Annotated in this window: 11 protein-coding genes and 1 pseudogene; 5 read left to right on the top strand and 7 right to left on the bottom strand. The window is 70.0% G+C overall.

Going from position 1 to position 14,368, the window contains the following annotated elements:
* Positions 1 to 85: 85 nt before the first annotated feature.
* From NQU55_RS27945 to NQU55_RS27925, 5 genes are all read left to right on the top strand, one after another.
* Positions 86 to 1,306 carry an MFS transporter gene (locus tag NQU55_RS27945; protein ID WP_168096526.1) on the top strand — a complete coding sequence of 407 codons (1,221 nt, stop codon included), beginning with the start codon at positions 86 to 88 and terminating at the stop codon, positions 1,304 to 1,306.
* Between the two features lie 652 nt (positions 1,307 to 1,958).
* Positions 1,959 to 2,648: a hypothetical protein gene (locus tag NQU55_RS27940; protein WP_168097014.1), complete on the top strand. Its 690-nt coding sequence runs from the start codon at positions 1,959 to 1,961 to the stop codon at positions 2,646 to 2,648.
* A 135-nt stretch (positions 2,649 to 2,783) separates the two neighbouring features.
* Positions 2,784 to 3,830 carry a hypothetical protein gene (locus NQU55_RS27935; RefSeq protein ID WP_256791388.1) on the top strand — a complete coding sequence of 349 codons (1,047 nt, stop codon included), beginning with the start codon at positions 2,784 to 2,786 and terminating at the stop codon, positions 3,828 to 3,830.
* Between the two features lie 36 nt (positions 3,831 to 3,866).
* Positions 3,867 to 4,973 carry an HBL/NHE enterotoxin family protein gene (locus tag NQU55_RS27930; protein WP_168093718.1) on the top strand — a complete coding sequence of 369 codons (1,107 nt, stop codon included), beginning with the start codon at positions 3,867 to 3,869 and terminating at the stop codon, positions 4,971 to 4,973.
* A 1,056-nt stretch (positions 4,974 to 6,029) separates the two neighbouring features.
* Entirely contained in the window at positions 6,030 to 6,698 is a 669-nt protein-coding gene (locus tag NQU55_RS27925; RefSeq protein WP_168093719.1) for a phosphatase PAP2 family protein, read from the top strand.
* Positions 6,699 to 6,725: 27 nt separating this feature from the next.
* On the opposite strand, the gene NQU55_RS27920 is transcribed toward NQU55_RS27925, so the two are convergent.
* From NQU55_RS27920 to NQU55_RS27890, 7 genes and pseudogenes are all read right to left on the bottom strand, one after another.
* On the bottom strand, positions 6,726 to 8,051 hold the full coding sequence (locus NQU55_RS27920) for a glutamate-1-semialdehyde 2,1-aminomutase (protein ID WP_168093720.1): 1,326 nt from the start codon (positions 8,049 to 8,051) through the stop codon (positions 6,726 to 6,728).
* Positions 8,052 to 8,058: 7 nt separating this feature from the next.
* Positions 8,059 to 8,610: a dTDP-4-dehydrorhamnose 3,5-epimerase gene (rfbC, locus tag NQU55_RS27915; protein WP_168093721.1), complete on the bottom strand. Its 552-nt coding sequence runs from the start codon at positions 8,608 to 8,610 to the stop codon at positions 8,059 to 8,061.
* Positions 8,607 to 9,824: a polysaccharide pyruvyl transferase family protein gene (locus NQU55_RS27910; protein WP_168093722.1), complete on the bottom strand. Its 1,218-nt coding sequence runs from the start codon at positions 9,822 to 9,824 to the stop codon at positions 8,607 to 8,609. The genes rfbC and NQU55_RS27910 overlap by 4 nt, the downstream gene beginning before the upstream one ends.
* Positions 9,821 to 10,768, bottom strand: coding sequence for a glycosyltransferase family 2 protein (locus tag NQU55_RS27905; RefSeq protein WP_168093723.1), 948 nt, complete (start codon positions 10,766 to 10,768; stop codon positions 9,821 to 9,823). Before NQU55_RS27905 ends, NQU55_RS27910 begins: the two co-directional genes overlap by 4 nt.
* Positions 10,765 to 12,055 (bottom strand): annotated as a pseudogene (locus NQU55_RS27900) (hypothetical protein). Before NQU55_RS27900 ends, NQU55_RS27905 begins: the two are co-directional and overlap by 4 nt.
* 5 nt (positions 12,056 to 12,060) lie before the next feature.
* Positions 12,061 to 13,344 (bottom strand): DUF4910 domain-containing protein, encoded by a 1,284-nt coding sequence (locus NQU55_RS27895; protein WP_168093725.1) that lies wholly within the window; start codon positions 13,342 to 13,344, stop codon positions 12,061 to 12,063.
* Entirely contained in the window at positions 13,332 to 14,366 is a 1,035-nt protein-coding gene (locus NQU55_RS27890) for an NAD-dependent epimerase/dehydratase family protein (RefSeq protein WP_168093726.1), read from the bottom strand. Before NQU55_RS27890 ends, NQU55_RS27895 begins: the two co-directional genes overlap by 13 nt.
* Positions 14,367 to 14,368: the final 2 nt, after the last annotated feature.

Raw genomic sequence — 14,368 nt, 5'->3', positions numbered from 1 at the left:
GGACGGGCGACTTATCGACCACGGACGGGCGGCTCATCGACCACGGAGGGGCGACCGGCCGGCTAGTGACGGGCTGCGGACACCCATGGACAACCCCTACGGCAAGATCCTCTCCGTCCCCGGGGCACCCGGCTTCGTCGCGGCCGGGTTCGTGGCCCGTCTGGCGCACCTGATGACGGTGCTGGGCACCGTGTTCCTCGTCTCCTCGGTCACGGGCTCGTACGGTCTGGCCGGCCTGGTGTCGGCCGCGTACGCGCTCACGTACTCGGTGGTCAGCCCCCTGCTCAGCCGCCGTGTGGACCGGCAGCGGCAGGGCAGGGTGCTCGCCGTCACCACGGTCGCCAACGCGGCGAGCCGGGCGGGGTTCCTCGCCGCCGTCCAGTGGGGCGGCCCGTCGTGGAGCCTGGTGCTGCTCTCCGCGCTCTCGGGCGGCACCATGCCGGCGATCGGCTCGCTGGTCCGTGCGCGCTGGAGCCACTTGCTGCACGGCTCGCCGCTGTTGCACGCCGCCCTGGCGTTCGAGTCGGTGGTGGACGAGGTGATCCTCGTCGCCGGCCCCATCGCGGTGGCCGTGCTGGTCACCGGTGTCGACCCCATGGCGGGGCTGGTGCTGGCCCTGGTCTGCACCGTCGCCGGCCAGACGGCACTGGCCCTCCAGCGGGGCACCGAGCCACCGGTCGTCGAGGCGGGGCTGCACGGGCGCGGCACCGCGCTCACAGCGCCCGGTCTTCCCCTGCTGATGGGCACGTTCGTCGCCGTGGGGACGGCCGGGAGCATCATCGACCTGGGTGTCGTGGCGTTCACTGAGGAGCACGGCGCGAAAGCGGCGAGCGGATGGGTCCTCGGGCTGCTCGCGCTGGGCAGTGCCGTGGCCGGCCTCTGGTACGGCGCCCGCCCGTGGTCGTCACCGCCGGAGCGCCGGCTGGCCGCCACGCTGCCGCTGTTCACGGGCGGCACGCTGCTGTTCGCCGTCGCGCCCGGAGTCGTCTTCCTCTTCCCCGCGGCGGTCCTGCTGGGGCTGACCATGGCCCCGGCTCTGATCGCCGGATTCTCGGCGGTCGAACGCTACGTGCCCCGGCACCGGCTCACCGAGGGCATGGCCCTGGTGACCACGTCGCTGGGCATCGGCATCTCCCTCGGCTCCGCCACGGCGGGCAAGGTCGTGGACCTGTGGGGACCGCGGGCGGCCCTGGTCTGGGCCGGCTGCTGGGCCGCGGCGGCAGCACTCACCGGTCTGCTGACGGCCCGGCGCCTGCGGCGGGCGACACCTGCCGCCGAGGAGCGCGAGCGTGCCCGGACCGGGTGAAGGCCCCCGTCGCCGTGCACGAGATGGCGCGGCTCGACAGTGGCACCCTTGAATTCCCGATCCGGGACAAGATCATCGAAGGTCAGGAGACCGCCCGCGCCAAAGGCAAGGCCATCGCGGGCTCGCCACTTGGAAAGCGATCTTCCATCGGCGCCTCGCGACGTCGGCCGGCCGCACCCAGGTCCAGTGATGGAGACGCAACCCCGTGGACCATCGGCTCATCGCTTTTCAGTCTTATGTCCTTCTGAATTACCCCTGGTGAATGCCTACTTGACAGCTCTTGTGGAGGACTTGTACCCCGTGCGGGAATTTGTGCCACCAACATCGCCGGCCCAAGGACTGATCTGTCCTGACCTGCGCGGCATGAGGCCGGAGTCGCTGACTCCGATTTGTGTCTGCCGATAAGGCCCTGGGAGTGTCTGCTCCCGCCGGGTGGCGAGAGGAGGCGTCTGCTCCGCCACCTGCACGTCTATGGATCGTTCATTGACCATTTGCTCACCTGCGGTGGGATTGGCAGCGTCGGCAAGTCCGTCGGATCGCCGCCGCACAACTCCCGGGCTCACCACCGAGCCACCCCCGGGATCCGGACTTCGCACGAGGCGCCCGTCACCGACGGGCGGTCGCTCACGCAGAAAACGATGAGGAAAAGGACATGGCATTTATCATTACTCAGGGAAGCCCGAACCCGCTGGTTCTTCCGCCGGGGGGCCACGCCTCGTTCACGATCGAGGTGAAGGTCGACGCCGGCTCGGTCGGCGCGGGTGAGACCATCCGGGTGAAGCTCCCGGCGGGCCTGTTCTTCCCGCCGACCGGCCAGATCCGCTACATCAGTGGAGGCAGTGTCGAGGTCCTGCCCGTCGAGAGCCTCGAAGACGGCGGCCGCCTCGTGCGCTTCAAGGCCAAGGCGATCGGAATCCAGCCGCAAGGCTTCTACTCCATCAACGTGCAGGCCCTGCCGAATGCCGCCGAGGGTGACCGGATCCAACCGGACGGCCTCACCATCGGCGCCACTACCACTGCACCGCTCAGCTTCCGCGTCGGCCCGCCGCAGCCCGTGGAGCACAAGGTGTACGGGACCGTCGACGCGAACGGAAACGTCCTCTCCGGCGATGGCTTCACCGTGGGGCCGGGCCTGACAGGGGCGTACAAGATAATCTTCGCCAAGCTCTTTGCATCTCGGCCGACCGTCCTGGCCACTTTGCTGAAGGGCGGTGAGCGGGGGGCCGTCTCGGTTGAATCCGTCAATACGGGCCTGTTCGTCGTGCAGACCACAACGAACGGTGCCCCGGCCCCTCTGGGGTTCTCCTTCATCGCGATAGGCCTCGCAGCGCCGAATCCGTAACCGCGATTCATCGAGCCTCCGTGACTGAGCTTCTTCAAGCCTGAAGAAGCTCACCGTTTGCATGAGTTACCGCAACGACGGGTATTGCGACCCGCGTGACCCCGTGCTTTTGGACTTCAACTATGGGAGGTACGCGTGACGTCATCGTCAGAGACCGCACCGGGCATCGTGCCGATCGGGTCGCTCGACCCGATCGCGCTGGGACGCGCCATGGACAAGCTGGTGACGGCGGCTCTTGCCGCGCAGACCTGGAGCCTGGTCATCGCTGCCGAGGTGGCTGTGCAGGCCACGGACAAAAACGAGGCGCAGGCCATGCGCACGGCTCAGGAAGATGTCAGGGACAGCGCTCGCGCCTACCTAGGTGCGCAGGTTCCCGGAGTCGTCAAAAGGCTCGTCGACATCCAGAGTGCGGCCGCGCTGTTCCAAAGCATGCAAGCGCTGGCCGCAGCGGCCCCGGAACAGTCGGCCGTCTGCCTCGACGCCGTGACGAAGGACTTCGGAAACTTCCAGCAGATGGCGGATGAGTTCGCCAAGGTGCATGAGAGTTTCTGCGAGCAGGCGGAGAGCAGAGGAACCATCCTGGCCGACCGCGTGGGTGCCGAAATCAGGAGACTTTCCGCGGGCAAGGGGAAGATCGCCACCACGACCCGTGCGCTGAAGGACCTGCAGCAGACCGTGAGCAAGGACTTGGACGACCTCATCGAGGCGTCTCACAAGGCCGGTAAGGGGACGCGGAAGATCCTCGACGCCGTTGCGGACTCCCTCAAGGCAATCGGAGCCGAAGGCAAGGTCTCGGGTGGTTCGGAGGCAGTGCACAGGGGGATCGAGGACTCCTCGTCCGGCGATGTCGGCAAAGCACTGCAGAAGCTCCGCAAGGACAGCGAAAAGCTCGAGAGACTCTACAAGGAGCTTGCCGGCCTGCAGGCCGGGTTGCAGGCGGTGATGAAGGTCGACTCGGACTGCAACGCCTATGTGCGCAGTGTGCGCGCTGTCGCAGGGCCGGCCAGGGCCGTCGCCAACATGTGGCAGCAGGTGTACGCGGAGTACGCGACCGCCGTGGTGAAGCACACGCAGCCCGGTGACAGCGCCACGCTGGCCAAAGACATCGACAAGGCCGCTGTCAAGTGGGAATCGCTTCTGATGCAGACAAAGGATCTGAGTGCTGCGATCACCGGCAACTGACGCGGAGCATCGAGTAGGTAAACCGAAGGGAAGAACATGACCACGGCCATCCAGGAAAGCATCACGCTGCAGCAGCAAGTAGGAAATGCAGCCGTACAGCAAGGAGGAATGACTGCGATCGTTCAGTCGTATGCGCTGAGCGTAACGCAGCAGGCGAGGCTGAACCTGAGCGGGAGCGACAACAGCCAGGTGAGAGCCTACGCGGCGGGGATCAACACGGAACTGGGTAAAGCCGCGAATACGGCCACGACGTACCTCAACAATGTGCAGCCGCAATCAATGGCGCTGCTTGCCGAGACCCGCGCGTACTTTGCTCTCCAAGGAGCATTCGTCAACATTCTCCAACTCCAGCAGGGTTTACCTCCGAACCAGGCGGCGCAGCTGCTCAGCGCCCTTCGGGACGAGGTGGGCAAGATCAGGGACAAGGCTCAGCAGTACGCCACGACCATGCAGAACATGCGCGGTTCCTTCGAGGACAGTGGCAGGGAGTTCGCCTCCTACGCCGCCAAACTGCACTCCGTAGTAGGCGGCGACCAAGGGATCCTGAAACAGCTGGACGACCAGCTGCAGCAGGTGAACGCGCAGATCAACGCCAACTCCCACAGGGCTGTGAACGGCTTGGCCATCCTCGGCGGCTTGGCCTTGATAGCCGTTGGCGTTCTCGGCGCGGTGTTCACCGGCGGGCTGTCCCTGGGGTTGGCCATCGGCGGCGGTGCGCTGCTCGTCAAGGGGATGGGGCGCACCAACGGCCAGGCCCTGGCACAGCTCTACAACCAGAAGAGTGAGCTCCTCAAGAAGCAGCAGAGGATCCGGGACGAGGTGAAGCTGCTCCAGACCTGCCAGGCCGGGCTGATTGATCTCGGGAAGCAGGCGGGCCAGGCAGCCGCCGCGGCGCAGAACGTCGCCAACGGATGGAACAGCCTGAAAGCGTCACTGGAATCCGTCGCCAACTTTGTCGGTAGCGGCAGCCAAGCAACCGGCATCGTCCGCCAGTTCTATCTGGACGCTGCACTCGGGCGAAGGGACGAAATCCTCAACAAGGTCACCATCATGGAGAACAACCTGACCAGCACGCAGGTGCTGACGAACCCCAGTACGACGACCGGCAGCATGATCCAGGCCGGGCTCGTCCAGTACGCGTGACGATTCCCACGCGGCGATCTCAAACTCACCCGCCGCTTCGGCGTTGAACAGCTTCGGACCCGGCATACCCTGCCCCTTCGTGCCTCCGCCTGCCGTGACGGCCGGCGGAGGCACGACTGTTTGCGGGATGTGTGAACAAAGGCAGTACTGGAGGGGGCTCGTGGGAGCACAACAGCCGGCACGAGCCGAAGAGCCGTACCTCGTGAGCGCACCTGCCGACACCACGAGCTGCTTCACGAGAGGGCATCGCCCCTGTCGTGGACCGTGGTCTTCTTCGAGGAACACGTCCTGGGCCGGATCAGCGCGGCGAGCGGCGGGTTCGGCAAAGGCAAGCCACGCCTCTATGTCTCTTTCGCAGGCCTGGTCCCGTACGTGAAGCTCGGACGGACCGCAGACATCTTCGGGCGAGTCATGCGAGAAGATCCGTCGAACGGGATGGCTCACGTCTCGCCTTGTGAGCACCGCTCGTGCCGGGTCGGGTGGTCACCCGGTATCGGCGAGTCCGTTTGTCGGCAGCAACAGCACGGCGCCCTCCGGGCACACCGCGTCCCGGAAGGTCGTAAGGGGCCAACGACAACGCCGCCGCCGAGGGCGCAAACGGCCACCCGATTTACCGGCGATCAGTGAGCGGAAGGAGCGTCCGGTCGTGCCTGTTGTCCTGGGTTCTCGCTCCCGCAGGAGGTCTGCCGGTTGCGCGATCCGGCACAGCGGGCCGAGGTTTGGCTGGGGGATCGGCGCGGTGGACAGCAGAGCTGAGGACGCGTGCCGGATGGAGGTCTCCAGTGGCGAGTCTTTATGGTTGCTGGAGGGGGCGGACACGAGGGGGCTCGCGTTGGATCGTCTGGCCGGAGCGGATCTGGAAGTCGGCGCAGTCCAGTTGGGGCTTGATGGGTTGGTCAGCTTGCTCAGTCCAGCCGCGCAGCCCGTACAGGCTGACGATCCCGGCCATGCCGAAGGGCGGCAGCGGGTAGGGGCGGTCGGCGGCCCGCGCTCGAAGCGCGATGTCCTTGGCGCGGGCCCGGTCACTGCCGTAGGTCGACCGGGCGCGGTGGGCGTATGAGCGGGCGGTCGGTGTCTGCGGCGCTGCCCGCGTCGCTGCGCGCGTGGCTCGGGCTGATCGCGGTCCTCGCCGGGCTGGTGGTCGTCGTGCTCGGGGTCCTGTACGCCGGTCACAGCGAGCCCGGCGGGGTGGACAGGTGGGTCATCGAGCCGACGGCTGACAGTGTGCGGCCGCCGTGGCGGCGCGTTGCTCTGGCCGTGGACTTCTTGGGGGAGCCCGTGGGGGCGGCGGCGCTGGTCGTGGTCGTTGTGATGGGCTGCCTGCTGCTGCGGTGTCCCCGGGCGGCGGTGTTCGTCGTTGCGGGGGTCGGCGTCAGCGTGGGGGCGGCGACGCTGATCAAGTCCCTGGCCGGACGCACCATCCACGGCGCCGACAACCTGTCCTACCCCAGCGGGCACACCGCCTTCTTTACCGCGCTCGCCCTCGTCGTGGCGCTGCTTGCAACCGGCCGGCTCGGCCTTGGCAGGACCGCCGGCATGGTGCTCGTGCTCGCCGCGGCGCTGGTTGCCGGCGCCGCCATGGGCTGGGCGCAGGTCGCCCTGAGCGCGCACTACCCGACCGACGTCCTCGGCGGCTGGTGCACTGCGCTGGCGGTGATCCCGGTAACCGCGTGGCTGGTCGACCGGGTGGCCGACCAGCTGGTCGATTGGCGGGAGCGTCACTGACGCCACGCCACGCCACGTCACGCCACGTCACGCCAAGCGGCGGAATACGGGCTTCACCGGTCGCCCTCCCAACCACGGGGTGGGGTCAGCGGCATCCAGCGCCTTCCTGTACACCGCACATGCCTGGGCCACCACGTCGACGGTGCGATCGATGTCGGCGTCGCTGAGCGCGCTGCTCACCACGAACGACGGGGCCAGCACTCCGCCCGCGAGGAGCCGGCGCAGGAACAGCGTGCGGTACTGCTGCGACGGCTGCCGGTTCTCGTCGAGGGTGGCGAAGAGCAGGTTGCTGGCCCGGCCCCGGACGACGACGTGGTCACCGACGCCCATGGAGGCAGCGGCTTCGTGGACGCCGGCGGCCAACCGCTCGCCGAGGGCGTGCAGGCGCGCGGTGATGCCCTCCTCGACGTACGCGGTCTGCACTGCCATCGCGGCTGCCAGGGAGTGGGTTTCCGCGCCGTGCGTGGTGGAGAGGAGGAACACTCGGTCGTGGGAGTGGCGCAGTCCGCCCCGCTCCATCAGGTCGCGGCGCCCGGCCAGCGCGGAGACGGCGAACCCGTTGCCCAGCGCCTTGCCGAACGTGGAGAGGTCGGGGACGACGCCGTACAGGCCCTGGGCGCCCGCCTCGGACCAGCGGAAGCCGGTGATCATCTCGTCGAAGACCAGTACGCAGCCGTGCCGGTCGGCCAGTGCGCGGAGGCCCTCAAGGTATCCGGCCGGGGGCTCGGTGTGGGTGGCCGGTTCGAGGATCAGGCAGGCTACCTCGTCCTGATAGCGGGTCAGGAGCTCCTCCGTGGCGGGCAAGTCCCCGTAAGGGAATGCCACGGTGAGGTCGGTGGTCGCCGCCGGGATGCCGGCGGGCATCGGCGTCGTGCCGATGAACCAGTCGTCCACGGAGAAGAACGGATGGTCGCCGCAGACGGCCACCCGCGGGCGCCCGGTGACCGCGCGGGCGAGGCGCACCGCGGCGGTGGTGGCGTCGGAGCCGTTCTTCGCGAACTTCACCATCTCGGCGGTCGGCACCGTGGCCAGGAAACGTTCCGCGGCCTCGACCTCCACGATGGACGGCCGGACGAAGTTGCTGCCGCGGTCGAGTTCCCGCCGCACCGCCTCGGTCACGCGGGGGTGGGCGTGGCCGAGGCTGACCGCCCGCAGCCCGGAGCCGTACTCGATGTAGCGGTTGCCGTCGACGTCCCACACGTGGGCGCCGTGGCCGTGGCTGATGACCGGGGCCAGGTCTTCGGGGTACTGGTCGTCGCCCTTGGCGTAGGTGTGCGCGCCCCCGGGGATCAGGGCGTGCAGCCGCTCGTTCGCCACCAGTGATCGGGGCAGGCTGAACTCTTCGGTGTCCACGGTGGCTTCAGCTCTCCTTCTGCTTCAGGGCCTCGGCGAGGCTCGGTGCCTCCCGGTCCCGTGGGGACATCGAGGTGATCGGCAGCGGCCAGGGGATGGCGAGCTCCGGGTCGTCGAAGGCGATGGTCACGTCCTCGGACGGGTCGTGCGGGCGGTCGATCCGGTAGGAGGTGTCGGCGGTCTCGGTCAGTGCCTGGAAGCCGTGGGCGCATCCTGCCGGGATGTACAGGGTCGTCTGTGTCTCGCCGGACAGCTCGAAGGAGGCCACGTTGCGGTACGTCGGTGAGTCCGGTCGCAGGTCCACGACGACGTCGAAGATCTTCCCGTACGAGCACCGCACCAGCTTGGCCTCGCCGGCGCCGGAGCGCAGGTGCAGGCCGCGCAGCACGCCCCGGACCGAGCGGGACACGCTGTCCTGGATGAAGGCGTCCGGGTCGAGGCCCACCGAGCGGACCACGTCGGCGTCGAAGGTGCGGCAGAAGAAGCCGCGCTCGTCGGCGTACGGCGTCGGCTCGAACAGGTAGGCGCCGGTGATCGCCGGGACTTCGGTCGCTTTCATGGGGTCTCCCGCAGGGCGTGAGCGTGGTCGGCCGCCGGGAACAGGGCCGCGGTCAAGGCGGTGAACTGGTCTTCCAAGCGCCGGGTGGCGACCTGGTTCCGCTCGGCGAGGGTCTTCCGCAGCTGCGCCGAGCGCTTCTCCAACTCCCGGAACTGTTCCAGCAGCCGGTCGGCGTCGACCTCGCGAGCCGGGTGGCAGTATGTGCCCAGCCCCATCCGAGCCATGAGCGCTTCGCTCTTCGCCGCATAGCTGACGGCGAGCGTCGGTGTGCCGGTCTTCAGCGCGCAGATCAGGTTGTGGTACCGGGTCGCCACCACGGTGTCGGCAGCCGCCGTCTCCTTCATCAGGTCGGCGAGCGAGGCCGTCTCGGCTGCGGTGACCAGCGGCGAGTCCACCGCCTCACGGATCGCGTCGACCACCGACGCGTCGCACGCGTCACCGGTGAGCAGCCGGACCGGCCTGCCGTCTTTCACCAGTGCGCGGACGAACCGGGTCGTGCCGTCGAGGTAGCGGCGGTGGATCTCCTCGGCCCGGGCGCGGTCGTCGTTGCCGCCGTGGAAGTCCATGACGCCGACGCATACCGGGCCCGGCGGGCCCGAGGGATCAGGTGGCGGCGGCACCGGCAGCGCGAACGCGAGGTCCGGGTAGACCTCGTCGCGCGTGGTGTCCACCCCCATCTCTCGCATCGCGTCGCGGGACAGGGCGTCCCGGTACGACCGGTACGTGGCCAGCCGTGCCGACCAGCGCACCAGGGCCCGGGTCGGCCGGTTGCCGATCGGAGCGGCGCCTACGCCGACCAGTGCCACCCGGGTGCCGGACAGCCGGCCGCTCGCGCAGAGCAGGAACAGGGAGTACGGGAAGCCCCACGGCCGCAGCGGCAGCGTGGCCTCCAGGACGCCCATGCCCGGCACGATCACCACGTCGTGCCGGCGCACCCAGGCGGCGGTGCGGACGGCGTCGACGAGTTTGCCGAGCCCCTTCGCCGCGATCGCGCCCGCACGTGACGCGGTCCGGTACTCCCCGCGGTTCCAGTGCAGCCGCGTCGCGGGGATTCCGTACCGGGCCGCGACGACCTCGGGTCCGCCGCACAGCGCGTCCACGACCGCCTCCGGGTGCTCGGCGCGCAGGTATCCGAGCACGGCTTCGAGCGACCCGTCGTTGCCGAGGTTGCCGGAGCCGAGCAGGCCGAACACCCCGACCCGCAACAGAGTCACCTCTGCCTTCCCTCGCGGCCGGCGACGAGGTCGTCGACGGAGACGGTGAGCCGGGCCGGGTCGACCGGGGCGCGGTCCTCGACCCGCTCGCCGGCGCCCGGCCGGGCCCGGCTGACCATCCATCTGACGAGGTGGCGGTAGCACGCGCGCCGGTCGTCCGGGGACAACGGCGCCCGCCGGATCGCCGCGACGAAGCCCCAGACGTACTCGGCGAGCAGCCGGGGTGTCGGGTGCAGCAGTCCGGCCCGGCGCGGGTCCAGGTTGACGCACCGGGAGCGCTTGGAGGGGTTCGCCCGCTCGGCGCGGGTGGGGTGGTCGCGGCGGAAGTACAAGAGCTCCGGCACCTGGTGGAAGGGCCCGTGCAGGCCGATCTCGGCGACGAACGTGCGGTCCGCGTGGTGGTAGCTGTCGTGCGGCTTCACCCGGCGCAGCACGTCGGCCCGCATCACGCCGTAGAAGTCGTCGCCGCCGGGCTCGAACAGCATGCTGTGGAAGCGCTCCGGCGCGAGCGGCGAGTCGGTGGCGAGCGTGTACTCGTACGGGACCTTCACCTGGCCGTCGCCGTCGATGACCGCCTGGTCGGCGTGCGCCAGGATGATGTCGGGCCGCTCGTCCAGTGCCGATACGCAGCGCTGCAGCAGGTCCCGGGCGTACAGGTCGTCGTGCGAGGCCCATTTGAACAGCTCGCCGCGGCACTGGGTGAACACGTAGTTGTGGTTCGGCGCGGCGCCGATGTTCCGGGGCAGCCGGATGTACCGGATGCGCGAGTCCTTCTCGGCGTACCGGCGGCAGATGTCCCGGGTTCCGTCGGTCGAGGCGTTGTCGGAGATGACCAGCTCGAAGTCCTCGTAGGTCTGGCCGAGCAGGGCGTCGAGCGCCTCGGCGAGGTACTCCTCGCCGTTGTACACGGGCAGGCCGATGCTGAGCCGGGGGTGGGCGGTCATGGCGTCCTCACTTCACGGATGGGGGGTCGGGTGGTGCTCGCGCAAGGCGGGTCGCAGCTGCAGCCACCACACGGCCGAGCTGCTCAAGGTCGCGGCGGCGACGCCCCAGGCCGAGCCGACGGTGCCGGCCACGGCCGCCCCGCCGAGCCCGCCGGTGACGTAACAGGCGGAGGCGAACAGCTGGCAGCGCAGGCTGCGCCGGGCGGCGGCGAGCGCGCGCAGCCCGGCCGCCGCGCCGCTGCCGAGGCCGGCGCCCGCGACGCCGAGCGTGGCCGGCACGATGAGCTGAGAGGCGGAGTGCCAGACACCGCCGAGTACGAGCTCGCCGGCCCGGTCCGGTATCAGCAGCAGCGCCGTGCCCCAGAGCAGCGCGGCGGCGGCCTGCCCGCCGCCCAGCAGGAGGCAGAACCTGGCGAGGCGGTGCGGTGCCTGCCGCAGCACCCGTGCCGCCTCCGCGACGGTGACCAGCGACAGCCCCATCAGCAGGGCGAGGAACGGGCCGAGCAGGAGCTCCGCGCCCCGGACCGCACCCACCGCGCCGACCCCGGCGATCGCGCCGAGCCCGTACGCCCGCAGCTGGCTCGCGCCGCTGAGGCTGACGTTCTCGACCAGGTACCGGTAGCCGAGATCGCGGTGTTCGCGAAGCCACCCGCGCGCATCGGACAGCCGGGGCCGGATGCCCGACTGGAGGCAGCCGTACCCCGCGGCCACCGCCGCGGCCGCGCCCCAGGCGAGAACGAAGGCGGCCACGGTGCCCACGCGGGCCGCCACGACCATGGCCGGGACGAGCGCGACGCCCCACACGAGGTCGTTGACGAACGCCTTCCGCCCGGTGCCGGCGGCGAAGAACGCGAACCGCCAGGCGTCCTGCAGCAGCAGCGCCGGCAGGACGACACCGAGGCAGGCGAACGCGGACCCCACACGGCCTCCGAGGCCGAGGCCGAACAGCAGGCACACTGCGCCGAGGGCGGCACCGACGCCGAGGGCGGCACCCGACGACCGGGCCGCCGCCGCGCGCCAGGGCGCCTCCGGCACGCCGCTGAAGCGCACCACGAGCGGGTCGGTGGCCAGCCCGCGGGCGACGTTGAGCACCACGCCGTAGGTCAGCCAGGCCAGGCTGAACACGCCGAACGCGGTCAGTCCGAGCGAGCGTGCCACGTAGAGCCCCACCGCGAAGTTGGTCATGCTGGAGGCCGCCTGGTCGGCCAGCCCCCAGGACAACCGGCCGACGACGGCCCGCCTGGCAGTCGCCGTCGTCGGCCTCGCCTTCTCCCCCTCAGTGGTCATCGGCGTCATGCCTTGATCAGCCCGGCGCCGTGCAGGGCCCCGGCCGCGGCGGCGACCGTGTCGAACGGCAGCCCGGACCGCTCGGCCACGTCCAGCAGACTGTGCTCGCCGTCGGAGAGGCTGAGCACCCAGAGCATGGCCATCTGGGCCTGCTTCGCGTCGCTGCGGCCGCCGAGCGAGTCGTACAACCCGCGCCGCCCCAGCTGTGGTTCGCCGCAGGGGCTGAGGTTGACGTAGCGCCGGTTGCGGTCGAGGACGGCGACCGCCTCGCGGCAGACGGCAAGGGTGTCCGCCAACGCCGCCGGGGAGACGAAGTCCGGGTTGTCCGCCGAGGTGTGGTACTCGGGGTACCCGGCGTACGGGGTCCGGCTGAGCGAGCCCACGCCGAGATCGAACCCGGGGGAGCAGTACTGCCGCTCGTCGTAGCCGTACGGAGTGAACACCTTGACGCTGTGCGGGCGTTCGGACGCGGCGAGCACATGCCGCATCACCCGGTCGATCTCCGCGTCGCCGCGCCTGCTCTGCTTGTATGTCAGCTGCCCCGAGTCTCCGGCGCAGGCCAGCACGAGCCCGTGCTTGACCCGCTCGATGCGTTCCGCATTACGGGCCAGCCAGGTGATCGCCCCGATGGTGCCGGGCGCGTAGATGAACCGGTAGGTGTAGTAGGGCGTCTGCTCCGCCAGCGCCCGGGCCAGGAACGTCGCCACCGCGATGCCCGCCAGGTTGTCGTTGGCCAGCGACGGGTGGCAGACGTGGCAGGAGACGATCACCTCGTCGGGGACCTGCCCGGGGACGACGTGCTCGGCGTAGGTGAGGTGGCCGTCGGCGAGAGTGGAGTCGATGCGCACCTCGTACTCGCCGTCCGGCAGCGCGTCCAGGGTCTCCTGGGCCAGGCAGAATCCCCATTCCGGCTTGTAGTAGCTGGTGCGGTACGGCACCCAGGCCGGGTGGTCCGGCAGGGTGTGCAGGTGTTCGCGAAGCTCGGCCAGCGGCATGGTCGCCGAGACCGGCACGCTGTAGCCGAGCACGTGCAGGCTGGACGCGGCGAAGTCGACGACCCGGCGGCCGGTGCTGTCGGCGACGTACGCGTCCCGGATGTTCCACTCCTGCGGCACCGTCCAGTCGAGCACCTGCGTCCCGGTCGGCACCTCGTGCACCTGCAGCGGGACGTACTCGCCGACGATGCCCAGGGTGGCGCGCACACCATTGCCGGTGATGCTCCGGCAGAGCGGGTACAGCCGCTCGACCAGTGCGTGCATCTCCTCGCCGGCCGAGGTCATCGGCGCCACCGCAGGGTGTCGTCGACAGTGCCGGCCTCGGACGCCGCGCGCAGCACGGCGAGCCGGGTGAAGCGTCGCTCGAAGTCCTCCCGGATCAGCCCGAACTTGCTGTAGGAGTCGGCGAGTTCGTACGCGCCCTGTTTCACCGTCCACTCGCAGGCGAAGCCGGGTATCGCGGCGCGGAACCGGGAGAAGTCCACCCGGTACGACCGCGGATCGGCACCGGTCTCCCCGGTGATCCTCACCTTCGCGCCGGACACCGCCTCGGCGACCTGCTCGGCGATCTCGGCGACCGTGACGTTGTTGGTCTCGCTTCCGATGTTGAACGCCCGGTCGTGCACCGCTTCGCGCGGCGCGGTCAGCGCGGCCGTGAAGGCCCGGGCGATGTCGGCGGCGTGCACCAGCGGGCGCCAGGGGGTGCCGTCGGAGAGCACGAGCACCTCGCCGGACAACAGCGCGTGGCCCACCAGGTTGTTCAGCACGATGTCGGCGCGCAGCCGGGGCGAGTAGCCGAAGGCGGTGGCGTTGCGCATGAACACCGGGCTGAAGTCGCCGTCGGCCAGCGCGTGCAGGTCGTCCTCCACCCGCACCTTGGACTCCGCGTACGGCGTCACCGGGCGCAGCGGGGCGTCCTCGGTCACCAAGTTCGACAAGTCGGGGTCGCCGGCGGCGCCGTAGACCGAGCACGTCGACGCATACAGGAAGCGCCGCACTCCGGCGTCGCGGGCCAGCCGGGCCAGCCGTACGGACGCGTGGTGGTTGATGTCGTAGGTGAGCTCCGGCGCCAGCGATCCCAGCGGGTCGTTGGACAGCGCGGCCAGGTGGATCACGGCGTCCACCCCGGCCACGTGCTCGGCCGTGACGTCGCGCAGGTCCACCCGGTGTCCGGACGGGTCCGCGGGCGGCGGGCCGAGGAGGCAGTCGGCGAACAGGCCGGCGTCGAGACCGACGACTTCGTGCCCGGCGGCCGCGAGGACCGGGGCCATCACGGTGCCCAGGTAGCCCTGGTGTCCGGTCAGCAGTACGCGCAAGG

Origin of the sequence: Streptomyces telluris (assembly GCF_024519335.1) — a bacterium.
GTDB classification, from domain to species: Bacteria; Actinomycetota; Actinomycetes; order Streptomycetales; family Streptomycetaceae; genus Streptomyces; species Streptomyces telluris.
Note: the sequence above shows the minus strand (reverse complement) of the source record. Positions and strands in the feature narration are given on the sequence as shown.